Genomic DNA, 25,974 nt, shown 5'->3' with positions numbered 1-25,974 from the left:
AGTCCGAGGACGATGAAATGCTGGCAACGAGCCTTGCTCCGCGCCACCATTTCGCGACCCTCGAACCGGCGCCAGCGGACAGGCGTAATCAGCGGTTCGCGACGGTATGGATCAGGTCGGCGAGTTCCTTGTGCTTGGACCACATCGGCCAGTGGCCGGTGGGGAGGTCGATGTATTCGGCGTCGATGCGGGCCAGCTCCGCGAACAGGGGCTCCTCGGCGGCGTCGCGGAGTTGTTTGACCAGGTCGGCAGTGATGCTGTTGCAGATCACCGTCGTCGGAACGGCAAGGCGGGCCGCGGAATCGCTCAATTGCAGTGGGCGCGCTGCGACGCCCGCGGGCTCGGACACCGCGCGTTCGCGGAAGCGGGCCAGCATCGCGTCGTCCAAGCCGGTGATGCTGGTGCCGTCGGCCTGCATCTGATCCCAGTCCGGCAACGCGAGTTCGCGGACCGCGTCATCGAGGGCGGAGTTGAGAATGAATCCGTTGGGTAGCGGCGCGGTATCCACATAGATCGTCCGGCTGAACCGCTCGGTGGCGATATCGGTGGCGAGATATGCGGGCGCGGCGCCGCCCGAATGGCTGACCAGCACCGCTGTTTCCTCCGGCGAGACCGCATCGAGAATCGCCTTCGCCTGCATCTCCAGCGTGGCCTGGAGCCGATCGTCGTCGGCCGGATCGAGCCCGGGCAGGGTCAGCGCGAGCACCTCGTTTCCCCGACCGCGAAGGTCGTCGGCGACTTCGTCCCACGCCCACGCGCCGAGCCAGAATCCGGGAATCAGAAGTATGCGTGCCATCCACCGAGCATCGCATGTCCTACCCCGTCAATGACAAATCACCGATGTAGCACACCTTGCGAGATATCAACCTGGACAATATATTTCGCCGTTCGTCATCGAATGCCGTTGCTGTATCAGGGGTGTCGTGGCGAACCGAACCACCGAATCAGCGCGTCACGCAGGCGATCCGCGTTGCCGCGTCCGGTCTCGCTCGCGACCCAGGCGATGTATCCATCCGGTCGGATCAACAGTGCCGCAGGGGCGTCGGGACCGGTTGCCGCGACGATGTCGACCCGGTCGCTCCAGCCGTGCGCGACGTCGGCGAACTCGGTGCCACCGGTCAGGTCGAGCAGCACGGGGCGCGCTTTGTGCAGTAGGTCGGCGACTCGCCCGCTGCCGTGCGATGTTTCGATCACCAGCTCCGGGACTATTCGTCCGGCGAGGTGGTGGCTGTCGCCCACGTCGTAGCGAACATCGGATCCGGCGAGTAGGTGCGCGAGGTGTGCGACGTTGTCGGGCGATTCGAGCAGTTCGCCGAGCAGCGTGCGCAGCGCGGTGACCCCGGCACCGGGCGCCATCAAGGTGGTCTGGGCGAGCGACTGCGTCATGACGCGTTCGCCGACCGGGTAGCGCTCGGTCTGGTAGCTGTCGAGCAGACCCGATGGAGCCCAGCCGTTGATGTGCCCGGCGAGTTTCCAGCCGAGATTGGCCGCGTCCTGCAGTCCGAGATTGAGCCCGGGGCCGCCCATGGCGGAGTGTACATGGGCGGAATCGCCGACCAGGAATACATTTCCGTCGCGGTAGCGGTCCGCCTGGCGGGTGTTCTGAGCGTCCATTCTGCGAAGCGCGTGCGGGCCTGCGCCGGTGGGCGGTTGGATCGGCAGGTCGACATCGAGGACTCGGCGCGCGCTCGCACGCAGCTCATCCAGCGTCATCGGGGTGTTCTCCTGGACCGGCTCGGTGTCGAACTCCATGGTTGCGATGAGCGGCCTGCCGGGGTCGAGCTCGGCGAAGACGAACCCGCCGCGCGCGAGGCGATTGTGCCCGGCAGGCAGTCGGCCGAATCCCGGAACCTCGAGGCCGCCGTCGGCCGAGCGCAGCTCCGCAGGCAGGCTCACATGCGCCATCCGAGTCACTGTGGTGGCGAATGTGGTTCCGGGGAACTCGATTCCGGTGCGCTTGCGGACAAAGCTCTTGCCGCCGTCGGCCCCGATCAAGAATGAGGTTGTCAGCTCGTAGTGCCCCTCGGGGCCCGCCACGCCGACCGTGACGTGGCCGTCCTGTTGAGCCAGCTCGGTCAGTTCATGCCCCCACCTGATGTCCACGCCGAGCCCGCGCGCCCGCTTTTCCAGTAGCCGCACCAGTCTGGGCTGGGGGAGCAGCATCGCGTACATCGGATTGTCTTGCAGCGCAGCCAAAGACATCGGTATACCGCTGAATCCGTATCCGGGAATCGGCCGCGGCGCACCGGGCGCGCCTCCGAACTCGTGGTACAGGCCGCGCATATCGAGTAGCCGAATCACCTGGCCGACAAGGCCGTTGGCCTTCGGCTCGGCGCTCGGCTCGGTGAGTCTGTCGAGCACGATCGGGCGCACACCGGCCAAGGCGAGCTCGCAGGCGAGCATGAGCCCGTTCGGTCCGGCTCCGGAAACAACAACGTCGACAGATATTTTGGGCATGACGAATACACCTCTTTGTCACTGATTTTTGTGTGTTGCGGTTCTTGCTGTGCGGCGCGGTCAGCCGTTGACAGCAGGTTCGGGTAGTCCGGCGGCGACCTGTTCGATGGCGCGGCGTAGGAGGGTGGTGAGCAGCAGCGGTGGATCGGCGTGTATGTATGTCTCCGTCGCGGCCTGATAGACGCCGCCGAGCACGCCCGCAACCAACCGCGGATAGAGGTCACGCTCGGGATCGGTGCCGGTGCGCTCCGCGATCACCTCGACCCAGTCGTCGAATACGCCTTTGGACACCGCGATTCGGGTCTCCGGCGCATCGAGCAGTTCACGAACCATCGATAGTTGTTCGGTGGTCGGCGGCGCGGCCCCGACACCGTCGGCCTCCAACGGCTCCAACACCGCCGCGCCGATCGCGCTCCAGAGCGGTTCGCCCGCAGGACGATTCCGCAGCGCGATCAGGCTGCGCTGGATCCGCTCGACCTGCCGATAGGCCAGCGCCTCGTACTTGCCGGTGAAGTAGTTGTTGAAGGTGCGCACCGACACCCCCGCTCGCGCCGCGATGTCGTCGCGCGTCACGTTCCCGAGGCCACGCTCCATCGCCAGCTCGAGCGCGGCGTCGCTCAATGCTTTGCGGGTATCGAGCTTCTTGCGCTCTCGCAGACCGAGTACCTGTTCCTCCGGCATGACATCAGCGTACCGATAAAAATGCCCGACGGGCAAGATTTCCCGTCGGGCAAAATTATTGAGGTGCTGGATCAGTAAACCGGGCCGGTGTACTTCTCGCCGGGCCCCTTGCCCGGCTCGTCGGGATGCGCAGAGGATTCCCGGAAGGCGCGCTGCAAAGACTGCAGGCCGTCGCGGTAGGGGCCCGCGTGCGGGCCGAAGTACTCGACGGAGGAGGTGACCAGGCCGGCGAGGGCGGTGATCAGCCGGCGGGCCTCGTCCAGATCGCGGTGCGGGCTGGTGTCCGGGTCCGCGTCGCCGAGCCCGAGCTTCTCCGCCGCCGCACTCATCAGCATCATCGCGGCGCGGCTGATCACCTCGACCGCCGGGATGTCGGCCAGTTCGCGGACGGTGGTGTCGGGCTGTTCAGTCATGGGATCAGGCTAGCGAGGCCGCGCGCAGCAGTCGGAGCTGGCCGATCTCGGCGGCGTTCTTCATGGGTTCGGTGTTCACCCAGCCGGCCAGGTGTGCCACTGTCAGCGCCGCGTCGGCAGGCCACGGAGCTGCCAGCGCGGCAGGTCCAGGCGTGAGGTTGCCATCGCGGGAGCGTGTCACGGGGACTGGACACGGACAAGTGATCAACGGGGCGATTCGGCGATAGCGAGCGGGAATGTTAGACTTCTCGCCGACGACCGCCCTTGGCTTGCCTCGGGCTGATAAGTGGAGCCCGACTCCCACCGTTGCCGACGAGCAATCGTACAGGTCAAACGGTCCGGTCACCCGCCCTCCGGGGCGGGTTTCTTGTGCAGGGATGCTTGCGCGGAGAGCGATTCGCCGCGGAGGACCTGATGAGCACAGGGGTCGACGCGAGCGCCATTGGCGCGCGATGTCGGTGGCCGGTCGACTCGGGCCCCGTTGCGGAGAAATACCGCACCGGGGCTTTTGCGTTGAAGAAGGGGTTGCATTTATTGCACGCGGTTGTCAGACGACATCGCTTGACCTAGGAGGCCCCATCAGCACTGAGACCCGCATCAACGATCGCATCCGTGTTCCCGAGGTTCGACTCATCGGACCCGGCGGTGAACAGGTTGGGATCGTGCGTGTTGAAGATGCACTACGCGTCGCCCTCGAGGCCGATCTTGATCTGGTCGAGGTGGCTCCAGACGCTCGTCCACCGGTCTGCAAGATCATGGACTACGGCAAGTTCAAGTACGAGACGGCGCAGAAGGCGCGCGAGTCTCGGAAGAACCAGGTGCAGACCGTCATCAAGGAGCAGAAGCTCCGCCCCAAGATCGACGACCACGACTACGAGACCAAGAAGCGCAACGTTGTTCGCTTCCTCGAGGCCGGGTCCAAGGTCAAGGTGACGATCATGTTCCGTGGCCGTGAGCAGTCGCGCCCCGAGCTGGGCTTCCGACTGCTGCAGCGGTTGGCCTCCGACGTCGCCGAGCTCGGTTTCGTCGAGACTTCCGCCAAGCAGGACGGTCGCAATATGACCATGGTCCTCGCGCCCCACAAGGGTGCGAAGACGCGTGTGAAGGCGCAGGAAGAGTCGGCGGCCCGGTCGCAGCCTGCCCCGCGCCCCGTCGCGCCTGCCGCAGACACGCAAGCCGCCCCCGCGGCGGCGGCCCCCGCGGCACCGGCCGAGTCGGCCGAGTCGCAGTAACAACGATCAGCACCGGCGGTCCGCGCAGGACCGCCGGTACGACACAGATAGAGGAATCCATGCCGAAGATGAAGAGCCACAGCGGCGCGTCGAAGCGGTTCAAGGTGAGCGGTCGCGGCAAGCTGCTGCGCCAGCAGGCCAACCGTCGCCACCTGCTCGAGCACAAGTCCACTCGTCGGACTCGTCGTCTGGATGGCACGGAGTCCGTCGCGTCCGTTGACGTCCCCCGCGTCAAGCGGCTGCTCGGTCTCTGAGACCAGCAGCATCCGCGATCCGGATTCCGGACGCCGACCACCGACCAACTCCGGGGCGCACGCAGACGCCCCCTAGATCGACAAAGGACTGACCCATGGCACGCGTCAAAAGGGCCGTCAACGCTCAGAAGAAGCGTCGTTCCATCCTCGAGGCCTCCAAGGGCTACCGCGGACAGCGCTCGCGCCTGTACCGCAAGGCCAAGGAACAGCAGCTGCACTCGCTCACCTACGCCTACCGGGACCGCCGGGCGCGCAAGGGTGACTTCCGCAAGCTGTGGATCGCCCGCATCAACGCCGCGGCGCGCCTCAACGACATCACCTACAACCGCTTCATCCAGGGCCTGAAGGCTGCCGGTGTCGAGGTCGACCGCAAGATCCTCGCCGAGCTTGCCGTCTCCGACGCCGAGGCGTTCGCCGGCCTGGTCGCGGTGGCCAAGGCCGCCCTCCCGCAGGACGTCAACGCCCCGGCTGCCTGAGCTCGGGTTACGTGACAGACCTTTCGGAACGACCCGTGGATGCGCTCTCCGAGCGCAATCCGCGGGTCGTTTCCGCTGTCAAGCTCCATCGCGCCGCCAACCGCCGCAAGGCCGGGCAGTTCCTCGCCGAGGGCGCCAATTCGGTTGCGGCGGCCCTTGATACGGGGCGGGTGCAGGAGCTTTTCTATTCGGCGGGCGCCGCGGCGCGCGAGCACGAACTGGTGGCCGGCGCCGCGGGCAGTGGCGTGCGGACCACGCTGGTGAGCGACCGGGCCGCGCAAATGCTCGGTGAAACCGTCACCGCGCCAGGGCTCATCGCAGTGTGCGAGCTGATCGATGCGCCGCTCGCCGGGGTGCTCGCCGCGAATCCCCGGATGCTGGCGGTGCCGGTCGAGATCGCCGAACCGGGCAACGCGGGCACGCTGATCCGGGTCGCCGACGCGGTCGGCGCCGAGGGCGTGGTGCTCGCGGGGGAGACCGTCGACCCGCACAACGGTAAATGCGTGCGCGCCAGCGCGGGCAGCTTGTTCCACGTGCCCATCGCGCGGTGTCGGGATATCGCCGAGACCCTGGATGCGATTGCGGCGGCGGGCATCACGATTCTGGCCACCGCGGCCGATGGTGAGGTCGACCTGGACGACGCCGACGCTCTGCTCGCCGGTCCGGTCGCCTGGCTGTTCGGCAATGAGGCGCACGGACTCGCCCCCGCGGTCGCGGCCCGAGCCGATCACCGGGTGCGCATCCCCATCCACGGTCGCGCGGAGAGCCTGAACCTCGCTGCCGCCGCGGCCATCTGCCTGTACGCGAGTGCGCGCGTGCAGCACGCGAAGTAGAGTTCCCGCCGCTCGAGAGCTATGGTGTCGCGCTGCGAAGTGGCCTAATCCCCTTCGTCGGACAGGTTTTCGAGGATTTCCTCGGCCCAGGCGGCCGGGATGGCGTCGGGTCCCGCGACCTGCATGGCGCTCATCACGGTGAGCAGCATCCCGGTGGCGATGAAGCGGCGGGCTTCGATGAGTGGCGCGTCGGTGAGCTCGCGCACCAGCGCGAAGATCTGTCCGAACCGCGCGCGGACCTCGTCGCCGATCACCGGGTCGGAGCTCGATGCGATGCCGTGCATGAACACCTGCAGGAGTTCGCGCTCGGCCAGGAAGACCTTGTAGCCGTGGCCGAGCTGGCGTAATGCTTCCGCAGGGGGTGCCTCGCGATCGGTGCGTTCGGCGTCGGCCGCGCGGAAGGCTTTTTCGATGCGATCGCAGACCCGGTGCAGTGCGGCCAGGAACAGGTGCTGCTTGGTGCCGAACAGCCGGATCACGTAGGGCTGAGAGACGCCGGCGAGCCTGGCGATTTCATCGGTCTTGGTGCCCGCGTAACCGCCCGCGGCGAAGGCGGTGATGGCGGCATTCAGTACTTCTTCGCTGCGTTGCGCGGCGGTCAGCCTGGTGCCGGTCGTCATGCCGTCGTCCTCCTTGGCTTCCCCGTCGATGTTTGTCTATCAGATCCGACCACCCTATTGACATGTTATCAGTCGATGCATACTTTTGACCGTGTTAGTTATCAGTCGATTACAACAAAGGCTGGACATGAACGAGATTCTTGAAGTCGCCGATTCGTCGGCTCCCGTCGTGGCGCAGGGGAGTCCAGGCCGCGGCCGACCCCTCGCCGCGGTATTGGCCGCTGTCGGTATCCCGATGTTCATGGTCACGCTGGACAACCTCGTGGTGACCAATGCGCTGCCGGTGATCCGCACCGAGCTCGGCGCCTCGCTCGGCGACTTGCAATGGTTCGTCAACGCCTACACGCTCGCCTTCGCCTCGCTGCTGCTCACGGCGACAGCGATCGGTGACCGACTCGGCCGCCGCCGCGTATTCCTGTCCGGGATCGCGCTCTTCACTGTCGCGTCCGCGGCCTGCGCACTGGCTGTCGATCCGTGGATGTTGATCGCCGCCAGGGCAATTCAAGGTTTCGGCGCGGCCGCGGTGATGCCGCTGTCGCTGACACTGCTTTCCTCGGCGGTACCCGAGAAAATGCGCAGTGCCGCGATCGGCATCTGGGGCGGAATCTCCGGTCTCGGCGTCGCCCTCGGTCCGCTCATCGGCGGTGCTGTGGTCGAAGGGTTGAGCTGGCACTGGATCTTCTGGCTCAACGTGCCCCTCGGCGTGTTGGTCCTGCCTTTCGCGGCCCGGGTGCTGGACGAGTCCTACGGCGGCAAGCGGCGGTTGGATCCGCTCGGGCTCGTGCTGTCGGCGAGTGGGGTGCTCGCGGTGGTGTGGGGTGTGGTGCACGGCGCTGACGACGGCTGGACCTCGGCCGGTGTGCTGTCCGCGCTGCTCGGTGGCGCGGTGCTGCTCGGCTGCCTGATCGCCTGGGAGCTGAAGACTCCGGACCCGATGTTGCCATTGCGTTTGTTCCGGTCCCGCGCCTTCCGGGTGAGCAATACGACGGTGTTCACCTTCTCGGTCGGCGTCTTCGGATCGATCTTCCTGCTGGCGCAGTATTTCCAGGTCGTGCAGGGCTATGGCCCGTTGCAATCGGGCATCCGCACCATGCCGTGGACGCTGGCGCCGATGGTGGTCGCCCCACTCGCGGGCCTGATCGTCGATCGGGTCGGCGCCCGCACACTGCTCGCCACGGGGCAGGCCGCGCTGGCTGTCGCGCTGGCCTGGATGGCGGCGATCTCCACGGTCGACGCGAGCTACGGATCGTTTATCGGCCCGTTCCTGCTCGGCGGCATCGGTATGGGCCTGACCTTCGCGCCCGGCGCGACGGTTGTGATGGCCAGCGCCGCACCCGAGGATCGGGCGATGGCCTCCGGCACCAACAACACCATTCGTGAGGTGGGTGTCGCGATGGGTGTCGCTGTGCTGGCGTCGGTATTCGCCTCACACGGCTCCTACCTGAGCCCGCAGAGCTTCGTCGACGGCATGGTGCCCGCGGTGTGGGTCGGGGCAGGCGTTGTCGCGGTCGGCGCGGTGGTTGCGTGGCTGCTGCCCGGGAAGATCACCCAGGTTCGCTGAGCTGTTGTGGGTGCCCCCTGCTCAGGTCCTGACCGGAGCAGGGGGCACAGCTGTTCGTTTGCCCTGCCATCGCACGGACGCAGCACGTCATCGCCGTATTCCGGTGTCGGCCGGCACCGCCTCGGTGCGGATCCGGTCGACGCGACAGCGCCGCGCTCGCCTCTCCGGCATGCGAAGTCGGCCGCTAGCACACGCCGGGCAAGCGGGGGAGCGGTAATCCGGGTGAATCGGCCATGACGGATCGAATACGATTCCACCAGCAGCAATGTGGGTAGGCAATCATGCGGACCCTCGAACCGATCCCCAGGGGAGAGTCGAACGATCGTGGCCGACGACAACGACGCAGCAGTCGAGCACAGCGCGGCGCTCACCGAGGAGGCACTGGCCGCCGCCGCGGCGGCGGCCGAGAAGGCGTTTGCCGCTGCCGCCGACCTCGATGCGCTCGCCGTCGCGAAAACCGAGCATCTCGGCGGCAAAGCGCCGCTCGCCCTCGCGCAGCGCGCGCTGGGCGGCCTGCCGAAGGCCGAGAAGGCCGACGCGGGCAAACGGGTCAATATCGCGCGGGCGCGGGTCTCGGACGCGTTCGAAGCGCGACGTGCCGTGCTGCTGGCCGAGCGTGATGCCGCGGTGCTCGTCGCGGAGGCGATCGACGTCACGCTGCCCGCGCGCAGGCAGCAGGTCGGCGCGCGCCACCCGATCACCGTCATCTCCGAGCAGATCGCCGATGTGTTCGTCGCGATGGGCTGGGAGGTTGCCGAAGGCCCCGAGGTCGAGACCGAGCACTTCAACTTCGACGCGCTGAACTTCCTCCCGGACCACCCCGCGCGCACGATGCAGGACACCTTCCACATCGCGCCGGAGGGTTCGCGGCAGGTGCTGCGCACGCACACCTCGCCGGTACAGGTGCGTTCGATGCTGGAGCGCGAGGTGCCGATCTACGTCGTGTGCCCGGGCCGCACGTTCCGCACCGACGAACTCGACGCCACCCACACTCCGGTGTTCTCCCAGGTGGAGGGGTTGGCCGTGGACAAGGGCCTGACCATGGCGCACCTGCGCGGCACCCTGGACGCGTTCGCGCGGGCCCTGTTCGGGCCCGAGACCCGAACCCGCATGCGCCCCAACTACTTCCCGTTCACCGAGCCGTCGGCCGAGGTCGACGTGTGGTTCCCGGACAAGAAGGGCGGCGCGGGCTGGGTCGAATGGGGCGGCTGCGGCATGGTGAACCCGAAGGTGCTGATCGCCAGCGGGATCGACCCCGAGGTGTACAGCGGGTTCGCGTTCGGTATGGGCCTGGAGCGGACGCTGCAGTTCCGCAACGGCATTCCGGACATGCGGGACATCGTCGAGGGTGACGTGCGTTTCACGCTGCCCTTCGGTATCCGGTCCTGAGCTGAGCGATTCAAGAACTTCCTTCGATCGAGAGAGCGAAACGTCAAGTGCGAGTAGCGCAGTCCTGGCTGACGGAAATCATCCGGCGGACCACCCCCGAGTGGTCGGTGACGCCGGAGGAGCTCGACGCAGGGTTCGTCCGTGTCGGGCTGGAGGTCGAAGAGGTCGACAAACTCGAGCGGGTGACGGGTGATATCGAGAAGCCGCTCGTCGTCGGCCGTGTCGCCGAGATCACCGAGCTGACCGAGTTCAAGAAACCGATCCGGTTCTGCAAAGTAGATGTCGGCAACCCCGATCTGCAGGAGATCGTCTGCGGCGCAACAAATTTCGCGGTCGGTGATCTGGTCGTCGTGGTGCTGCCGGGTGCGGTGCTGCCCGGCGGTTTCGCCATTGCCTCGCGCAAGACCTACGGGCATGTCTCCAATGGCATGATCTGCTCGGTCGCCGAACTCGGTATCGGCAAGGATCATTCGGGCATCCTGGTGCTCGAGCCGGGCACCGCCGAGCCTGGGACCGACGCCAACGAGCTGCTCGGCCTCGACGACACCATCATCGAGTTGAACATCACCCCGGATCGCGGCTACTGCTTCTCGGTGCGCGGTCTCGCTCGCGAACTGGCGTGTGGTTCCGACCTGGAATACGCCGACCCCGCCGTGCGGACCCTGCCCGACGACGAGCAGGACGCCTGGCCCGTTCGGCTCGAACCGGCCTCGAAGTGCACGCGTTTCGCGGTCCGCCGGGTCACCGGCATCGACCCGAACGCGGTGAGCCCTTGGTGGTTGCAGCGCAGGCTGCTGCTGGCCGGCGTTCGCCCGATCTCGCCCGCTGTCGACGTCACCAACTACGTCATGCTCGAACTCGGCCAGCCGCTGCACGCCTTCGACGCGGCCAAGCTCACCGGCGGCCTGGTGGTGCGCACCGCCAACACCGGCGAGACGCTGCGTACCCTCGACGAGACCGAACGCGTGCTCGATGCCGAGGATGTGGTGATCGCCGACGATTCGGGCGTCATCTCCTTGGCGGGCGTCATGGGCGGTGCGACAACGGAAGTCGGCGCCGAGTCGACCGATATCGTGCTCGAGGCCGCCACCTGGAATCCGCTGCTCGTCTACCGCACCTCGCGGCGCCACAAGCTCTCCTCGGAGGCAGGCAAGCGCTACGAGCGGGTCGTCGATCCCGAGATCAATGTCATCGCGCTGGATCGAGCAGCCATACTGCTCGCCGAAATCGCCGGTGGCACTGTCGAATCCGTACTGACCGATGTTCGGGTGCCGACGCAGGTCGCCGACCCGATCCGGATGGATATCGACCTGGCAGACCGCGTCGCGGGCGTCACCTACTCGACCGGTACCTCGGCGCGGCGCCTGGCCCAGATCGGCGCGAACGTGGATGTCGGCGTCAGCGAGGCCGGGCACGGCCAGTTGGTCGTTACCCCGCCGAGCTGGCGGCCCGACCTGGCTCAGCCCGCCGACCTGGTGGAGGAGGTGCTGCGGCTGGAGGGGCTCGAGCAGATCCCCTCGGTGATCCCGACCGCGCCCGCCGGACGCGGACTCACCCCGACCCAGCGCCGCCGTCGCGCGGTGAGCAGGGCGCTTGCCTTCACCGGTTGTGTAGAGGTGCCACCGCCGGTGTTCCTGCCGCCGGGTGTGTTCGACACGTGGGGTCTGGACGCCGACGACCCGCGCCGCGCCACCACCCGCGTGTTGAACCCGCTCGATGCGGAGCGCCCCGAACTGGCGACCACGCTGCTGCCCGGCCTGCTGGAAGTGGCCGCCCGCAACATCTCGCGCGGCGCGCGTGACCTCGCGGTCTACGGCATCGCCCAGGTGGTGCTGACCGGCCCGAACGTCGCGCCGATCGCACCGCTGCCGGTGGACCGCCGCCCGGCCGACGAGCAGATCGCGGAACTGATCGGCTCGCTGCCCGCGCAGCCGGTGCATGTGGCCGCCGTGCTCACCGGTCGCCGCGACCCACGCGGTCCGTGGGGCCCCGGTCGTGCGGTGGAGGCCGCTGACGCTTTCGCCCTCACCGACGCCGTCGCCGACGCGGCGGGTGTGACTATCGAACGTAAGGCCGCCGCGCACCTGCCATGGCATCCAGGGCGCTGCGCCGAACTGCTCGTCGACGGCGAGATCGTCGGCCACGCGGGCGAACTGCATCCCGCCGTGCTGGAACGCGCAGGCCTGCCGCCGCGCACCTGCGCCGTCGAACTCGACCTCGACGCGCTGCCGCTGCGCGAATCCCGCCCGGTGCCGGTGGTTTCCCCGTTCCCGGCCGTCCTGCAGGACGTATCGGTGAGTGTCGAGAAGGCGGTGGCCGCCGCGTCGGTGGAATCGGCACTGCGCTCCGGCGGTGGCGAATTGCTCGAAGACATCGCATTGTTCGACGTCTACGAAGGCGCTCAGGCCGGTGCGGGCCGCAAGTCCCTCACCTACGCCCTGCGCTTCCGCGCCACCGACCGCACCCTTACCGAGGACGAGGCCAGCGCCGCCCGCGACGCCGCGGTCGCGGCCGCGGCGGATGCCGTCGGCGCGGTCCTGCGCGCCTGACATATCCCGACGTCGGGACCGCGCGGCGATTGCGGTCGCGCGGCCCCGACGTGTTCGGTGTTCGGGATCGGCGCGCGTGGCGAATTCGTCATCGTCGTGCGGCAGCATCGCGATTCGGCGAGGCCCGAGCGCGGCGCCACGCGAGCAGCGAGTAAGAAGGGCGGTATGCGGCATCCTGCGAGCCCTATCCTGCACGCGCTGACCTACCTGCCCCAACGGCAGATCGCGCAGACCCCGGCCATGCTGGGGTTGGAGTACACCGAGCTGTCCATCGCGACCGCCGACGGGGAGACGCTGCACGGTTGGTGGGTGCCTGCTCGCCGGTCCATCGGGCATGTGCTGTTCGCGCATGGGAACGCCGGCAATATCGGCGATCGGGTGCCGATATTCGCGCTGCTCACCGAGGCCGGTTTCGATGTGCTCGCGTTCGACTACCGGGGCTTCGGGCGCAGCACCGGGCGGCCAACGGAGCACGGGACCTATCTCGATTCCCGTGCGGCGCGGCGCGTTCTGCTCGCGCAGCCGGGTGTCGATACCGATCGGGTGCTGTATCTGGGGAAGTCGCTCGGTGGCGCGGTCATGCTCGAACTCTCGACCGTGCATCCACCCGCCGGGCTGATCCTGATGTCTACCTTCACCGGCATCCGTGATGCTGCGAGGTCGGTGTACCCGTTTCTGCCTCGGCCGTTGGTCCCCGACGCCTACCCGAGTCTGCGGCGGATACCGACACTGCGCGCGCCGGTGCTGCTCATGCACGGTGACCATGATGAACTGCTTCCGCTGCGCCATGCCGAGCGGCTGTATGCCGCCGCCCCGGAACCGAAGCGACTGCTGGTCGTGCCGGGTGCCGGGCACAACGACCTCATCACGCAGTGCGGCTGGGACTGGGCGGGCACCATCCGCGACTGGGCCGATGCCGCGGGCATAGTCTCGCCGTAACGTTCGGGCTTCCCGCGGTGGCGAACTCGAAGGTGATGGGGCCCAGTATTTTCGGTGTGTGGGACAAAATGTGAAGAAGAAGCGCAGTGCGGTGCTGCCCGCGATGGTGGCGGTGATCGCGCTGATAGTGGTGCTGGCTGTGAGCCTGTCGATGTATGAGGCCGGCAAGGCTCGGACGGCGGCGGTGCACCCCTTCGGTGACGTCGGTAAGTCCGATCGAGTCGATCTAGAAGTGTGGATCGGCAAGATCGATCCAGCCGCACAGGCGGTGTCGGTGGAGGTGACGGCGCGGCCGCACGGCATTTATGCCGATCGGCTCGGTTTCTTCGCGAGCGACGCCATCCTCTATACCTCTGGGCTGAAGTCCGAACCGATCAAAATCGAGGCGGGCGAACCGATCTCGGCCGCAGAGGTGAAGATCGCCATGTCGGGGACCTTCACCGATTACCCGTTCGACAAGTACGAGGCCATTCTCGCTTTCGACATGATCAGCGGGGACGAGCACGTTCCCGTCGCGGCCGCCGTGTCCAGCGGTGACACGTTCTTCGCGGTCTCCGAGACCCCCGAGGCGGTCGACAGTCAGATCGACGGCGTCGACCTCGCTCTGCATGCCACGCGATCCACGCCCTCGCTGGTCTTCGCGCTGTTCATCATGGTGTTGATGCTCGGTCTCGCGATCGCGGCCGCCGTCGCGACCTACTACCTTGTCGATGGCCGCCGCGGCCTGATATTCCCGGCCTGCTCGATGATGGGCGCGCTGCTGTTCGCGCTCATCCCACTGCGCAACGCCGTGCCCAGCGCCCCGCCGATCGGCTCGATCATCGACTTCGCTTCCTTCTTCATCGCCGAGGGCATCATTTCGGCGGCGCTGGTCGGTTCGGTCCTGATCGGCTATCGGATCGAGGTCGTCAAGGAGCGTGAGGAGACTGCGCAGGAGGCGAGCGCGCCGCCGCCGTCGGAGCCTGGCCCCGTCGATGACCTGCTGGACCGGCAGCCCGTTCCGGTCGGGATCGGTTCGGTGCGGCCTTAGCCGACGCCACGCTGCGTAACCTGGCCATATGAGCGATACCAGCGAGATTGCCGACCGGTTGGCGGCGTTGCCGGATGACGAACTGCTGGCCGTGCTGCGCGCCGCGACAGCCGGGCGTCCGACGCTGGCCGGGGTGCACGCGGCTCTCGGTGCGGCGGCGGCAGGAGATGATGCGATTATCGATGCCGATGTGACTCCTGACACTGAACTATCTCCCTCGCATGAGTCTCCGGCGGTCCTCGGTGCATCCGGGCAGGTCGGAGGACTTTCTGCGGTACCCGCGGTACCGGTACCGCCGACCGGTATTCCGACGCAGGCGGCGGTGAGCGGATATTCGCCCGGTGGAGTCCCTACTTTCGAGTCAGTTCGCGATAAGGTCGAGCAGCGCTTCGGTACCGCGCAGGGGATGAGCGAGCTCGATCGGCAGACCCCGGCGGGGCGCAGCGCAGGCGAACAGTGGGAAGCGCGCGAGAAAGCCGCCCGCGAGCGTCTGGATCGGATACGGAAGTCGTTGCACGGCAACGACGTCGAAACCGAGCCGTAGTCGGCCGGACGTAGGAAACAACGAATGTGTGAGGGTGCAACTCGATGAGCCAGCCGCGAGAGATCGCCGACCGACTACTGGATGCCCAGGTGGAGTTTCTACTGGCCGAGGTGACCGGCGATCGCTTCGCGGAAGTGATCGCCCGCGACGTGGAGGCGGTCATCGGTGTCGCCGACACCCTCGTCTTCCGGGACGTGGTCGAGCTCGACCAGGCCAAACAGACGGTGGCCACGATCATCGACCTGATCGGCGGCAGCCCCGTCATCGCCGATATGGTCGGGGTGTTCTCCGATTCGATCTACGATCACATCGCGACCAATCACGACTACACCCTCGGCCAGGTGGTCGATCGGGAGCCGGTCGAGGCGCTGCTGGAGAAGATCTTCGGGATGCATCAGGCGCAGGAGCGCATCCTGGACCGGCTCACCGAGAGTCCGCTGGTCGCCACCGTCGCCTCGAAGTTCGTCGACAAGCTGATCAACGACTTCATGCAGGCCAATCGGGAGCGCGCCGAGAAGATCCCCGGTGTCTCCTCGCTGATGTCGCTGGGGCAGTCCGCGGCCAACCGCGCCAAGAAGGCCGCCGACGGCACCTTCGTGGGTGATCTGGCGGGCAAGGGCGCCATGTTCGCCCTCAAGCGGACCAATAACGCCATCCGCGAAATGCTGCGTGACGCGCCGGTGCACTCGGCCGCGATGGAATTCTGGGATCTGCACGCCGACGAGCCGGTCAGCGGCCTGCGCGACTACCTCACTCAGAAGGACCTCAACGAACTGGTGCTGATCTGCTACGAGATCGCGATCACCACGCGGGAGAAGGAGTACTTCGGCTTGCTCGTCGACGAGTGCGTCGAGGTGTTCTTCACCAAGTACGGCGACTACACCCTCGCGGCGATGCTGCCCGAGCTCGGCCTGTCCGGCGATGACATCGCCACCGAGATCTTGCGCTACGGCCCCGCGGTGATCGAGGGCGCCAAGCGCAACGGCGTGCTCGGCAAACTGATCCGCGAGCGCCTCGAGCCCTTCTACACCTCTGATGTGGTGCTCGGCATTCTTGCCGACGTCACCAACTGACTCGGCATTCCTCGAACCGCGCCGGTATGTCCGGCGCGGTTTTTGCTGTCGCCGACCGACCGCCGCGGTCTCGGATTCGAAGGTGGTGGACGCCGGTTTCTGCGCGTGCGAAGTCACAGCGCGCTCGGTCGGTGTGTGAGCGGACCGACACCTCGGAAACGGTTGATTACCAGCATGTATACAAATGCGCTCGATGTCCGATTTGTCGGGTTTTCGCGTTGACACCGCGATGCGCCCTGGGGAAGCTTGCTCCTGACTTTCTGTGTGCTCGCCGTGGAGCTCTCACGGCCGGAGCGGAGGAGCAGGGTGGTGCGTGTACGTCGACGACCGGAATTATCCGGCGGCACACCGGAACTCACCCGAACCGAGGCGAGAGGTGAACGGCGGGTATCGAGCAGTCGAATAGTACGACCGCGCACCATTCGGGGGCAATTGGCCCGAATCCTCACTCTCTCATTGACTTTGGTGCTCGCACTGCTCGGCATCACCATCGCCCGCGAGATCGATGCCTTCCGGCGCAGTGGCGACACTGTGCGTGCGGTGTCGCTGGCGCTCGCGGTGCAGGACGTGGTGCAGGAAGCGCAGCGTGAACGCGGGCTGAGCAACGGCCTGCTCGGCGGCGACACCCGGCTGCAGCAGCCTGTCGCCGATCAGCGCGCCCGCACCGATCGGTCTTTGGGGCTGCTCGATGACGCGCTGGCCGGAGGGCCGCCCGGTGTGGCCCAGGTGCATTCGGCGGTCGGACAGTTCGGCGCGCTCGCGGCGACCCGCACGCAGGTCGACACCCGGCGGACCACCCGGCAAGCCGCCTTCCAGTTCTACACCGATGGCATCGCCGCGCTGAATCGCCTTGCACTCGGCCTCGATCAGGCCGGCGACCCGCAGGTCCGCCATGGCTTGCAAGCGCTGTACGCGCTCGGTGACGCCAAGGAACACACAGCCAAGGAACGCGGATTCCTCAACGGCGTTTTCGTCGCCGATGAATTCGGTCTCGGCGAGTATGTGCAGTTCCTCGACATCCGCGCGGCCAAGGTTGCCGGTCTTGCTGCCTTCGCGCGCGATGCCACCGCAGCCGAGCAGGCCCTCCTCGATGCCGCGATGCGCAGCGAAAATGCCACCAGGGCAATGGAATCGGAGAATATCGCGATCGCGTCCAGCAAGGGTCCGCTGGTGCGATCGGTCGATCCGATCACCTGGTGGTCGCAGATGACCGGCGTCATCGATGAGCAGCGCGCGGTGCAGCAGGCGGTCGGTGACGATGTTCGGCAGCGCGCCGCAGTGCTGCGCAAGAACGCCGCACTGACCCTCGGCGGATATCTGCTCGCCGCGCTGCTCGCCATTTTCGCGGAGGTCATGCTGGTGATCACCAGCATCAGAGCCATCGTGCGCCCACTGGGCGTGCTGGCGGCCGAGGCCGACGAGGTCGCCACCCGACGGCTGCCCGAAGTCATTGCGGCCTGGCGGGTTTCCGGTGATCCACCGCCCGATCCGCCGCCGACGGTGCGCACCCCGGGTGGCGCGACCACCGAGATCGCCGCCGTGGCAGGCGCACTGGACCGGGTGCAGAGCACTGCCTTCGACCTCGCCTCCGAGCAGGCGCTCGTCCGCCGCAACACCACCGAGTCGATGGCCAACCTGGCTCGCCGCAACCAGAATCTGGTGCGTCGCCAGCTCGGTCTGATCAGCGAATTCGAAAGAGAAGAACTCGATCCCAAGGCGCTGTCGAACCTCTTCGAGCTCGACCACCTCGCAACCCGCATGCGCCGCAACGCCGAAAGCCTGCTCGTCCTCGTCGGTGAGGTGAGCCCGCGCCGCTGGGCCGAGCCGATCGCGCTCACCGACGTGATCCGGGCCGGACTGTCGGAGGTGGACGACTACCGCCGCGTCGTGCTGCGCCGGGTGGACGACATCGCCATCACCGGCGCGGTGGTCAGCGAGCTCGCGCACATGCTCGCCGAACTGATCGAGAACGGGCTCGCCTTCTCCCCACCGGATCTCGAGGTGGAGATCTACGGGCGCAAGCTGCCCGGCGGCTATCTGCTCGCCGTGGTGGACCACGGCGTCGGCATGCCGACGCCGCAGTTGGCCGAGGCCAACGCCAGGCTGCGCGGTGAGCGGGACTTCGTTGTCGCGCCGACGCGCTATCTCGGGCATTACGTGGTCGGGCGGTTGGCGCAGCGGCTCGGCATCGATGTCGAACTCACTGTGTCGCCGGTCAGCGGGATCGTCGCCCGGTTGCTGCTGCCCGCGAATGTTCTTGCCGGCGAGAAGGATCGGCATCCTGCACCGCCGGCGGGACGGACGGTCGTGGAGCGGGAGGCATCCGAGCCGGTCGCCGGATCGGTCGGTCCGCAGACGATTGCCGCCGCTGCGACGGGTCCGTTGGGGATTGCGGCGGCCGCGAGGGGTTCACAGGGGATTGCCGCCGCAGTCGCCGGTTCGTGGTCGGTGTCGGGGGCCGCGGCGTCCGGGGCAGGACGGAACGGCGCCGCTGGTGTCGGGATGACCGGGACGACGGGGCGGGTACCGACGAATGCAACGGCCGAAGTAGCTGGTGCGCAGGTAAACATGACCAGCCGATCGGGATACGCGCGCGACGCCGACCGGAGTACGGTCACCGGCGCGGCAGGCAGCCGTACCCCGGGAATGCCAAGCCCAACGCGTCCCAGAGCGAGATCAGGATCGCCGACACCCGCGCCTGCGCCGTTCACGCACTTGCTGTCCGCATCCGATGTCTCGGTCGTGCACGAGTCGATGCCAGCTCTGCCTGCCGCGAAGGGCTCCGCGCCCGGGATATCCGGATCGTCAGGAGATGGCGCTGCGAATGGGCATGCGCAGGGCGGTGTCGCGCCGGGTGCGCCCGAGGACTCACCGCGCGCGTCGGAACTGTCGATGTGGCTGATCCCCGAAACACGCGACACGTCAGCCGAATCCGTCGAATCACCTGTCGAGGTAGCGGCCGTACGACGCACCCGCAACGGACTTGTCAAGCGCAACAAGCGAACTCGCGCGCCAGAAACGACAGGCAGCGCGCCGCGCGGCGGATCGAGGCAATCGAGCACGCCGGTGACGGAGCGTTCGCCCGACGAGGTGCGCGGCATGCTGTCGTCGTTGCGGGCCGGCCATCGGCGTGGCGGGCCGGAGTCCGCGCAGACCGCGTCGCCGCACCCCCACGTTGCCGGATCTCCCGATACCGACACGCGCGCCACGGATCTGGTGCAGACCTCACGTTCCGCCACGACCACCGCAGAGGAGATTCGGTGACCACCCATATGCAGAGCGCCGACCCGCACACCTTCAACTGGATGCTGGCCAACTTCGTGCGCGACACCGACGGGGTCCGCGACACCGTCGCGGTGTCCTCGGACGGACTGCTCATCGCGATGTCCGACGGCTTGGACCGGACCGGCGCCGACCGGCTTGCCGCGATCGTTTCGGGCCTGTCCAGCCTGGCGCGCAGTGCGTCGCGCAGCTACTCCTTCGACGGCCTCGAGCTGATCATGATCGAGATGAAGCGCGGATTCCTGCTGGTCTCCGCCCTCGGCGACGGCAGCTGCCTCGGCGTGATCGCCGACGGCGGCTGCGATATCGGTCTCGTCGGCTACGAGATTGCGGTGCTCGCCGAGCGCGCGGGCGCGCTGCTCGAGCCGGTCCTGATCTCGGAATTGCGTGAGACGTTGCGCAGATGAGAGACCCAGACCGGCCGCGATTGCCGGACCCGAGGATGATCCCGGTGAATCGGTTCGTCGGCTGGTTCGCACCGGACCAGCCGCGGGGTGGTACCGACAGAGCAGTCGCCCACGAGCACGCCGACCGCTTCGTCCGTCCTTTCGTCGTCACCGCCGGGCGCACCACACCGTTGCTGGACGGGTTGCGTATCGAGACCCTCGTGCACGCTCCGCCGTCCGCCCTTTCCGCGCCACTGCGATTCGAACAGCACACCGTGGTGCGGCTGTGCCAGCGACCCCACTCCATCGCCGAGATCGGCACCGCACTGCACGTGCCGGTCGGCGTCGCGAAAGTCATTGTCGGCGATCTCGCGGCGGCAGGCCATGTCGCGGTGCGCGACGCCCCAGAACTGTCCACCGCAGCCATCGAGAGGATCAGGGACCTTGTACGGGCACTCTGAAGTTCGGACACCAGCCACCGCCGAGCGACTGCCCGCGTCGGTGAAGATCGTGATCAGCGGCGGATTCGGTGTCGGCAAAACAACCTTCATCGGCGCCATCTCCGAGATCGAGCCGCTGGTGACCGAGGCCGCGATGACCGAGGTCGCGGTCGGCGTCGACGATCCCGGCACGAGTGCGGACAAAACGCAGACCACTGTCGCTCTCGACTTCGGCCGGATCACCCTGGACAGCTCGCTGATCCTCTACCTGTTCGGCACCCCGGGCCAGGATCGCTTCGTGTTCCTGTGGGACGACCTGGTCGACGGCGCACTCGGCGCGGTGATCGTGGTGGACACCGGCCGAGTCGAAGACTGTTACCCGGTCCTCGACTACTTCGAGGAACACCACACCCCGTTCGTCGTCGTGGTCAACCGTTTCGAGCACGGCGAGCAGTTCGACCTCGACGAGGTCCGCGAGGCACTCGACCTCGACGACTGGATTCCCGTCCTGGAATGCGATGCCCGCCACCGTGAATCGGTCAAGACAGTTCTCGTGGCACTCCTCGAACAGGTCCTCCTCCACCGCGTGTCGGCCCCGCGACTCCAGGCCCGCGACGTCGGCTAGCCGCGCGCCGACCGTGGCCGGCACGTGATGGCCGCGACACACCGATCCGCCCACCATGGTGTGCCACTCGCGGACCGATGCTCGCTGTTCCGGGGCACTGCTCTTGGCGGAGCCCCGGCGGTGGCCGCAGCGACCACGGTCGCTGGACAGGGCATGGTGGCGGCGTCTGGGACCGGCCGGAGCGCTGGCCCGACATCAGCAACGACACCGATTAGTTTTCGATCGAGAGTCCGTCATCAGTTCTGTCCCCACGAGTCGAAAGAAAGCGAAACCCATGAGCAACGGCAAAGATCTCGCACTCTCCCGCGTCGCGGTGCTGGTCGCGGACCAGGAGAAGGCGCTGGAGTTCTACCGTGATGTCCTCGGCCTCGAGGTGCGCCAGGACCTGCCGTTCGGCGGCGTCCGCTGGCTGACCGTCGGGCCCGCGTCGCAGCCGGGCATCGAGTTCCTGCTGGAGGTCCCCGACATGGTGCCGGACGAGGCGGCCGCCGCGGCGGCCCGTGCCCGGCTGGCCAGCGGCGCGCAAGGCACGCTGATCTTCACCACCGAGGCTGTCGACGACACCTTCGCCCGCCTGCGTGACGCCGGCGTCGAGGTGACCCAGGAGCCGATCACCCAGCCGTATGGTGTGCGGGACTGCGGTTTCCGTGACCCGTGGGGCAACCATCTCCGGTTCTCCCAGCTGCCGGGCTGAGCCACCGGTACGCCGCGCGGGTTCGGTTCCCGTCGCTGCCATCCGCACTCGCCGCCGACCGGTGCATGACTGCGGCGACACGCCGGAAACGCCCGCCAGGGTGTCCCGTTCGAAGGGCGTCCCTCGCCTCGGGTCGGAGCCCGAGCCGGGTGCGGCCGATATCACCGCGAAGCGCTGATCTCGGCGCAGTAGGGTCGGTTCATGAGCGAAGCGCGGATCGAGACGGAGCAGGACGCGACCCGGCCGCTACGGGACGACATCCGGTTTCTCGGTGGCGTCCTCGGCGACACCATTCGTGATCATGAGGGTCCCGAGGTATTCGACCTCATCGAGCGGGTGCGCATCGAGGCCTTCCGGGTGCGCCGCGAAGAGGTCGAACGCAGCGCGGTCGCGGAGATGCTCGACGGCGTCGACATCGCTGTCGCGCTCCCGCTGATCCGCGCGTTCAGCTATTTCGTGCTGCTGGCCAATCTGGCCGAGGACATCCAGCGCGACCGTCGCCGCGCCGTGCACGAGGCGGCGGGGGAGCCGCCGCAGGGTTCGTCGCTGGCCGCCACCTATCGCAGGCTCGACGCGGCCGCGCTGGACGGCGCCGAAGTCGCCGGACTGCTCGCCGATGCGCTGGTGTCGCCGGTGATCACCGCGCATCCGACCGAAACCCGCCGCCGCACCGTTTTCGACGTGCAGACCCGCATCACCGAACTGATGCGGTTGCGGCAGCGCTACACCGAGACCGAGCGTGAGCGCACCGCATTCGAGCTGAAGATCCGCCGCCAGGTGCTCACGCTGTGGCGGACCGCGCTGATCCGATTGCAGCGCTTACGGATTCAGGACGAGATCGCGGTCGGGCTGCGCTACTACGAACTCACGCTGTTCGATGTGATCCCGGCGATCAATGCCGAGGTGCGGGCAGCGCTGCGGTCGCGCTGGCCCGGTGTCGAGCTCTTGCCGCGGCCGATCTTGCGTCCCGGTTCGTGGATCGGCGGCGACCGCGACGGAAACCCTTATGTGACAGCGGAAGTGGTCGGCACGGCGGCTCATCAGGCCGCGTCCGTCGCATTCGGCCGGTATCTGCGCGAACTGGTGGAGTTGGAGAAGTCGCTGTCGCAGTCCGCGCGCCTGGTTCCGGTGACACCGGAGGTGGCCGCGCTTGCCGCGACCGGCTATCCCGACCCGGCAACGCACGAGGATGAACCGTATCGCCGTGCCCTGCACGGGATTCGGTTGCGTGTGGCCGCGACGGCGAGGCACGCGCTCGGTGTGGTGCCGGGCGAAACGGGCGAGGCGCCGAGTGCGGACCTGTCGCAGGGCGGAGCCTGGTCGGGCGCGTCGCGGATCATCGGCGCTGCGGGACCGGCGTCGAGCAGGTCGTCGAGTGTGGCGAGTGGCGCGGCGGACGTTGCCGCGCAGCCGTATCCGACGCCGCAAGCGGCACTGGACGACTTGGACGCGATCGATGCCTCGCTGCGTGCCAGCGGTGACGGCCTGCTCGCCGACGATCGGCTCGCGGCGTTGCGGCACGCGATCGAAACCTTCGGCTTCCATCTGCAGGGCCTTGACATGCGCCAGAACTCGGAGGTGCACGAACAGGTCGTCGCGGAGCTGCTGGCCTGGGCGGGTGTGCATCCGGACTATCCGAGCCTGTCCGAAGCCGCGCGGGTCGATCTGCTGGCCGCCGAGCTGCGCACCCGCCGCCCGCTGCTCGGCCCGCACGCCCGGCTCAGTGAGCTCGCGACCAAGGAGATCGGCATCGTTCGCGCCGCGCGGAATGTGGTGCAGACCTTCGGCACGGAGGCGGTGCCGAACTACATCATCAGCATGTGCACCTCGGTCAGCGACATGCTCGAGGCCGCGCTGCTGCTGAAGGAGGGTGGGTTGCTCGATCCCGGCGAGCCGGACGGGCCGCCGAGCTGCTCGGTGGGCATCGTGCCGCTGTTCGAAACCATCGAGGACCTCGGGGCCGGCGCCGCGACCCTGGCCGCCGCGCTGGACGTTCCGGTCTATCGGGAGCTGGTGTCCGCCAAGGGAATGCGGCAGGAGGTGATGCTCGGCTATTCCGATTCCAACAAGGACGGCGGGTACCTGGCCGCCAACTGGGCGCTGTACCGCGCGGAGCTCGACCTGATCGAAGTGGCGCGCAAGACCGGTATTCGCCTGCGGCTTTTCCACGGTCGTGGCGGCACCGTCGGTCGTGGCGGCGGGCGCAGTTACGACGCCATCCTGGCCCAGCCGGCGGGCGCGGTGCAGGGTTCGCTGCGACTGACCGAGCAGGGCGAAGTCATCGCCGCCAAGTACGCGGAACCCGGTGCCGCGCACCGCAATCTGGAATCGCTCATCGCGGGCACGCTGGAATCGACGCTGCTCGACGTCGAGGGCCTCGGCGCCGACGCCGAGCCCTCCTATGAACTCATGGACGACCTGGCCGCTCGCGCTCGCGCCGCGTACTCGCGTCTGGTGCACGAAACGCCGGGATTCGTGGCGTATTTCCGCCAGTCGACGCCGGTTGCCGAGGTCGCCGACCTGAATATCGGCAGCAGGCCCGCCTCGCGCAAACCGACGAATTCGGTCTCCGATCTGCGCGCCATCCCCTGGGTGATGTCATGGAGCCAAGCGCGCGTGATGCTGCCCGGCTGGTACGGCACCGGATCGGCGTTGGAGGAGTGGATCGGCGGCGACCCCGACCGCCTGGCCACTCTCGCCGACCTCTACCGCCGCTGGCCGTTCTTCCGCACCGTACTGTCGAACCTGGCCCAGGTGCTGGCCAAGAGCGACCTCGATATCGCCGCCCGCTACGCCGAACTGGTCGATGACGCCGCCTTGCGCGAGCAGATCTTCGGCATGATCCGCGACGAGCACGCCCGGACCATCCGCATGCACGCCGCCATCACCGGCAACAACCACCTGCTCGCCGACAACCCGAGCCTGGCGGAGTCCATCCACAACCGCTTCCCATATCTGGAACCACTGAACCAAATGCAGGTCGAGCTGCTGCGCCGCCTACGCGCAGGCGACGACTCGGAGTTGGTCAAACGCGGCATCCTACTGACCATGAACGGCCTGGCCACCGCCCTACGCAACTCCGGCTAACCGGTCGCCCCAACATCCGATACCAAATGGCGAGCGTAGTGAAATGGTGGTTCCGACCCCCCTTGGGCTCAAGGGGTGGTTGCAACACTCTTTGATCGGAGTGTTGGTGCATCCTCGTCCTTTGCCTTGGGTGGTGCGGGAGTTTCGAGATCACACGAGGTGTTGTCGCGTTCGACTTCGAAAAGGGCTCTGGTCGTGCCTATTCGGTGACGACGGCAAAGGCGTCGATCTCGACGAGCATCTCCGCGCGCGGCAGCCCGGTGAATACCGTGGTACGGCTGGGCAGCACATCACCGGTGGTGTTGGCGGTGACGAATTCGCCATAGGCGTCGTTCATGGCGGCGAAGTCGTCGCGGGTGGTGAGGTAGACGCGCAGCATCACCACATCGTCGAAGGTGGCGCCGCCGGCATCGATGATCGCCTTCACGTTCTGCAGCGTCCGAACGGTCTGTGCCGCCACATCACCGGGGAACAGATATTCGCCGGTCACCGGGTCAACCGGTCCCTGACCCGAGACCTGGACGAACGGTCCCTTGCGAACACCCTGGGAGAAGGTGTGCGCGGGGGCGGGCGCTTCGGTGGTACGAATGGCGATCTTGTCGCTCATGGTCTGCCTCTCCTGTGGGGGTCTCAGATGGGGGTGGCGACTCGGCCGGCGGACCAGCCGAGTTCGGTGGAAATGGCCTCCGCCGCCGCTCGTAGCCGCGGCAGTTCGGCGAGCACCTGATCGTGGTCGAGCAGCATGTCGGGCACCGACATCGATGCCGCGGCGACCACCGCGCCGGTGCCGTTGCGCACCGGAACTCCGATGCAGTTGACGAAGCTCTCGTGCTCCTCGTGATCTTCCGCATACCCTTGCGCAGCAACGAGTTCCAGCTCCGCGAGGTACTGCTCGGAGGTCCGGATGGTGCGCTCAGTGAACGTGCGGTAGTCGAGGCGCTCCGCGATGGTCCGCCATTCGGTCCGAGGCTGCGCGGCGACGAGCACCTTGCCGACGGCCGTGCAGTGCAGTGGGGCGGGCCGCCCGATCCGGGAGTACATGCGCACGCTCTGGATCGCATCGAACTTGTCGATGTATATCGCCTCGCCCGATTCATAGGTGGCGAGGTGAATCGTCTGTCCCGTAGCCGAATTCAGTGTGCTCAGGTGTGGACGCGCGATGGTGCGGACATCGCGTTGTTCCAACGCCCGATTGGCCAACTCGAACAGCCTCGAGCCCAAGACGTACTGATGCTGACTGTCATGAGTGACGAAGCGCTGCGACTCCATGGTCTGCAGCAGGCGCAACACCGTCGACTTGTGCACGCCGAGCTCGGTCGCCAACTGCTCGAGCGACCGCGAATCCTCCCCGAGTGACAGCAGAATAGTCAACGCACGCAACAGACTCTGACTCATGACTTTGCCCTAAC

At 67.3% G+C, this 25,974-nt stretch carries 25 protein-coding genes; 17 read left to right on the top strand and 8 right to left on the bottom strand.

Annotation, left to right across the window (positions count from 1 at the left end; translation table 11 throughout):
* Nucleotides 1-88: 88 nt before the first annotated feature.
* The 5 genes from ACFU4Z_RS33125 to ACFU4Z_RS33105 form a co-directional block, all read right to left on the bottom strand.
* Nucleotides 89-796, bottom strand: a complete 708-nt coding sequence (locus ACFU4Z_RS33125; protein WP_379071231.1) for an alpha/beta fold hydrolase — start codon at nt 794-796, stop codon at nt 89-91.
* 116 nt (nt 797-912) lie between these two features.
* Complete coding sequence (locus tag ACFU4Z_RS33120; protein ID WP_379071228.1) at nt 913-2,457, bottom strand: FAD-dependent monooxygenase; 1,545 nt, start codon at nt 2,455-2,457, stop codon at nt 913-915.
* Nucleotides 2,458-2,517: 60 nt separating this feature from the next.
* Nucleotides 2,518-3,138, bottom strand: coding sequence for a TetR/AcrR family transcriptional regulator (locus tag ACFU4Z_RS33115; protein ID WP_379071225.1), 621 nt, complete (start codon nt 3,136-3,138; stop codon nt 2,518-2,520).
* Nucleotides 3,139-3,209: 71 nt separating this feature from the next.
* Nucleotides 3,210-3,551: a recombinase RecA gene (locus tag ACFU4Z_RS33110; RefSeq protein WP_328411700.1), complete on the bottom strand. Its 342-nt coding sequence runs from the start codon at nt 3,549-3,551 to the stop codon at nt 3,210-3,212.
* Nucleotides 3,552-3,555: 4 nt separating this feature from the next.
* Nucleotides 3,556-3,732 carry a hypothetical protein gene (locus ACFU4Z_RS33105; RefSeq protein ID WP_379071222.1) on the bottom strand — a complete coding sequence of 59 codons (177 nt, stop codon included), beginning with the start codon at nt 3,730-3,732 and terminating at the stop codon, nt 3,556-3,558.
* Nucleotides 3,733-4,084: 352 nt separating this feature from the next.
* Here ACFU4Z_RS33105 and infC point away from each other — a divergent pair, with 352 nt between their 5' ends.
* The 4 genes from infC to ACFU4Z_RS33085 all read left to right on the top strand — a co-directional run bounded on the left by infC (nt 4,085) and on the right by ACFU4Z_RS33085 (nt 6,346).
* Entirely contained in the window at nt 4,085-4,783 is a 699-nt protein-coding gene (gene infC, locus ACFU4Z_RS33100) for a translation initiation factor IF-3 (protein ID WP_379071293.1), read from the top strand.
* Nucleotides 4,784-4,842: 59 nt separating this feature from the next.
* On the top strand, nt 4,843-5,037 hold the full coding sequence (gene rpmI / locus ACFU4Z_RS33095) for a 50S ribosomal protein L35 (protein WP_328411703.1): 195 nt from the start codon (nt 4,843-4,845) through the stop codon (nt 5,035-5,037).
* A 95-nt stretch (nt 5,038-5,132) separates the two neighbouring features.
* Nucleotides 5,133-5,513: a 50S ribosomal protein L20 gene (gene rplT / locus ACFU4Z_RS33090; RefSeq protein ID WP_014983432.1), complete on the top strand. Its 381-nt coding sequence runs from the start codon at nt 5,133-5,135 to the stop codon at nt 5,511-5,513.
* Between the two features lie 35 nt (nt 5,514-5,548).
* On the top strand, nt 5,549-6,346 hold the full coding sequence (locus tag ACFU4Z_RS33085) for a TrmH family RNA methyltransferase (protein WP_379071217.1): 798 nt from the start codon (nt 5,549-5,551) through the stop codon (nt 6,344-6,346).
* Between the two features lie 44 nt (nt 6,347-6,390).
* Here the strand turns inward: ACFU4Z_RS33085 and ACFU4Z_RS33080 are convergent, their stop codons facing one another.
* Nucleotides 6,391-6,966, bottom strand: a complete 576-nt coding sequence (locus ACFU4Z_RS33080; protein ID WP_379071215.1) for a TetR/AcrR family transcriptional regulator — start codon at nt 6,964-6,966, stop codon at nt 6,391-6,393.
* A 127-nt stretch (nt 6,967-7,093) separates the two neighbouring features.
* Between ACFU4Z_RS33080 and ACFU4Z_RS33075 the strand changes: the two genes are divergently transcribed.
* The 13 genes from ACFU4Z_RS33075 to ppc all read left to right on the top strand — a co-directional run bounded on the left by ACFU4Z_RS33075 (nt 7,094) and on the right by ppc (nt 24,565).
* Complete coding sequence (locus ACFU4Z_RS33075; RefSeq protein ID WP_379071213.1) at nt 7,094-8,527, top strand: MFS transporter; 1,434 nt, start codon at nt 7,094-7,096, stop codon at nt 8,525-8,527.
* Between the two features lie 324 nt (nt 8,528-8,851).
* The gene (gene pheS / locus ACFU4Z_RS33070; protein ID WP_379071211.1) at nt 8,852-9,916 is read left to right on the top strand and encodes a phenylalanine--tRNA ligase subunit alpha; all 1,065 of its coding nucleotides are present in this window, start codon (nt 8,852-8,854) and stop codon (nt 9,914-9,916) included.
* A 47-nt stretch (nt 9,917-9,963) separates the two neighbouring features.
* A complete protein-coding gene (gene pheT, locus ACFU4Z_RS33065; protein ID WP_379071208.1) occupies nt 9,964-12,465 on the top strand; it encodes a phenylalanine--tRNA ligase subunit beta in 2,502 nt (833 codons plus the stop codon).
* Nucleotides 12,466-12,630: 165 nt separating this feature from the next.
* Nucleotides 12,631-13,404, top strand: a complete 774-nt coding sequence (locus tag ACFU4Z_RS33060) for an alpha/beta hydrolase (protein WP_379071206.1) — start codon at nt 12,631-12,633, stop codon at nt 13,402-13,404.
* A 58-nt stretch (nt 13,405-13,462) separates the two neighbouring features.
* Nucleotides 13,463-14,434, top strand: a complete 972-nt coding sequence (locus tag ACFU4Z_RS33055; protein WP_379071203.1) for a DUF4436 family protein — start codon at nt 13,463-13,465, stop codon at nt 14,432-14,434.
* Between the two features lie 28 nt (nt 14,435-14,462).
* Nucleotides 14,463-14,978, top strand: a complete 516-nt coding sequence (locus ACFU4Z_RS33050; protein WP_379071200.1) for a hypothetical protein — start codon at nt 14,463-14,465, stop codon at nt 14,976-14,978.
* A 44-nt stretch (nt 14,979-15,022) separates the two neighbouring features.
* Nucleotides 15,023-16,051 (top strand): hypothetical protein, encoded by a 1,029-nt coding sequence (locus tag ACFU4Z_RS33045; protein WP_379071198.1) that lies wholly within the window; start codon nt 15,023-15,025, stop codon nt 16,049-16,051.
* A gap of 465 nt (nt 16,052-16,516) precedes the next feature.
* The gene (locus tag ACFU4Z_RS33040) at nt 16,517-19,315 is read left to right on the top strand and encodes a nitrate- and nitrite sensing domain-containing protein (protein ID WP_379071290.1); all 2,799 of its coding nucleotides are present in this window, start codon (nt 16,517-16,519) and stop codon (nt 19,313-19,315) included.
* Between the two features lie 8 nt (nt 19,316-19,323).
* Nucleotides 19,324-19,740: a roadblock/LC7 domain-containing protein gene (locus tag ACFU4Z_RS33035; protein ID WP_379071287.1), complete on the top strand. Its 417-nt coding sequence runs from the start codon at nt 19,324-19,326 to the stop codon at nt 19,738-19,740.
* A 35-nt stretch (nt 19,741-19,775) separates the two neighbouring features.
* Nucleotides 19,776-20,180 carry a DUF742 domain-containing protein gene (locus ACFU4Z_RS33030; RefSeq protein WP_379071284.1) on the top strand — a complete coding sequence of 135 codons (405 nt, stop codon included), beginning with the start codon at nt 19,776-19,778 and terminating at the stop codon, nt 20,178-20,180.
* Nucleotides 20,181-20,229: 49 nt separating this feature from the next.
* Nucleotides 20,230-20,784 (top strand): ATP/GTP-binding protein, encoded by a 555-nt coding sequence (locus ACFU4Z_RS33025; protein ID WP_379071281.1) that lies wholly within the window; start codon nt 20,230-20,232, stop codon nt 20,782-20,784.
* Between the two features lie 274 nt (nt 20,785-21,058).
* Nucleotides 21,059-21,478 (top strand): VOC family protein, encoded by a 420-nt coding sequence (locus ACFU4Z_RS33020; RefSeq protein ID WP_379071195.1) that lies wholly within the window; start codon nt 21,059-21,061, stop codon nt 21,476-21,478.
* Nucleotides 21,479-21,679: 201 nt separating this feature from the next.
* Complete coding sequence (ppc, locus tag ACFU4Z_RS33015; protein ID WP_379071192.1) at nt 21,680-24,565, top strand: phosphoenolpyruvate carboxylase; 2,886 nt, start codon at nt 21,680-21,682, stop codon at nt 24,563-24,565.
* Between the two features lie 199 nt (nt 24,566-24,764).
* Here the strand turns inward: ppc and ACFU4Z_RS33010 are convergent, their stop codons facing one another.
* Nucleotides 24,765-25,172, bottom strand: coding sequence for a RidA family protein (locus ACFU4Z_RS33010; RefSeq protein ID WP_379071189.1), 408 nt, complete (start codon nt 25,170-25,172; stop codon nt 24,765-24,767).
* A 23-nt stretch (nt 25,173-25,195) separates the two neighbouring features.
* Nucleotides 25,196-25,960 carry an IclR family transcriptional regulator gene (locus tag ACFU4Z_RS33005; protein WP_379071187.1) on the bottom strand — a complete coding sequence of 255 codons (765 nt, stop codon included), beginning with the start codon at nt 25,958-25,960 and terminating at the stop codon, nt 25,196-25,198.
* Nucleotides 25,961-25,974: the final 14 nt, after the last annotated feature.

It is taken from the genome of Nocardia sp. NPDC057440 (assembly GCF_042802915.1).
In the GTDB taxonomy this organism is placed as follows: Bacteria; Actinomycetota; Actinomycetes; order Mycobacteriales; family Mycobacteriaceae; genus Nocardia.
This window is presented reverse-complemented; position numbering and strand designations above follow the sequence as displayed.

Bases quoted from the DNA above. Each gene is read 5' to 3' on its own strand.
- ACFU4Z_RS33125 (WP_379071231.1), bottom strand. From the start codon at position 796: ATGGCACGCATACTTCTGATTCCCGGATTCTGGCTCGGCGCGTGGGCG.
- ACFU4Z_RS33120 (WP_379071228.1), bottom strand. From the start codon at position 2,457: ATGCCCAAAATATCTGTCGACGTTGTTGTTTCCGGAGCCGGACCGAAC.
- ACFU4Z_RS33115 (WP_379071225.1), bottom strand. From the start codon at position 3,138: ATGCCGGAGGAACAGGTACTCGGTCTGCGAGAGCGCAAGAAGCTCGAT.
- ACFU4Z_RS33110 (WP_328411700.1), bottom strand. From the start codon at position 3,551: ATGACTGAACAGCCCGACACCACCGTCCGCGAACTGGCCGACATCCCG.
- rpmI (WP_328411703.1), top strand. From the start codon at position 4,843: ATGCCGAAGATGAAGAGCCACAGCGGCGCGTCGAAGCGGTTCAAGGTG.
- rplT (WP_014983432.1), top strand. From the start codon at position 5,133: ATGGCACGCGTCAAAAGGGCCGTCAACGCTCAGAAGAAGCGTCGTTCC.
- ACFU4Z_RS33080 (WP_379071215.1), bottom strand. From the start codon at position 6,966: ATGACGACCGGCACCAGGCTGACCGCCGCGCAACGCAGCGAAGAAGTA.
- ACFU4Z_RS33075 (WP_379071213.1), top strand. From the start codon at position 7,094: ATGAACGAGATTCTTGAAGTCGCCGATTCGTCGGCTCCCGTCGTGGCG.
- ACFU4Z_RS33060 (WP_379071206.1), top strand. From the start codon at position 12,631: ATGCGGCATCCTGCGAGCCCTATCCTGCACGCGCTGACCTACCTGCCC.
- ACFU4Z_RS33050 (WP_379071200.1), top strand. From the start codon at position 14,463: ATGAGCGATACCAGCGAGATTGCCGACCGGTTGGCGGCGTTGCCGGAT.
- ACFU4Z_RS33045 (WP_379071198.1), top strand. From the start codon at position 15,023: ATGAGCCAGCCGCGAGAGATCGCCGACCGACTACTGGATGCCCAGGTG.
- ACFU4Z_RS33035 (WP_379071287.1), top strand. From the start codon at position 19,324: ATGCAGAGCGCCGACCCGCACACCTTCAACTGGATGCTGGCCAACTTC.
- ACFU4Z_RS33030 (WP_379071284.1), top strand. From the start codon at position 19,776: ATGATCCCGGTGAATCGGTTCGTCGGCTGGTTCGCACCGGACCAGCCG.
- ACFU4Z_RS33020 (WP_379071195.1), top strand. From the start codon at position 21,059: ATGAGCAACGGCAAAGATCTCGCACTCTCCCGCGTCGCGGTGCTGGTC.
- ppc (WP_379071192.1), top strand. From the start codon at position 21,680: ATGAGCGAAGCGCGGATCGAGACGGAGCAGGACGCGACCCGGCCGCTA.
- ACFU4Z_RS33010 (WP_379071189.1), bottom strand. From the start codon at position 25,172: ATGAGCGACAAGATCGCCATTCGTACCACCGAAGCGCCCGCCCCCGCG.
- ACFU4Z_RS33005 (WP_379071187.1), bottom strand. From the start codon at position 25,960: ATGAGTCAGAGTCTGTTGCGTGCGTTGACTATTCTGCTGTCACTCGGG.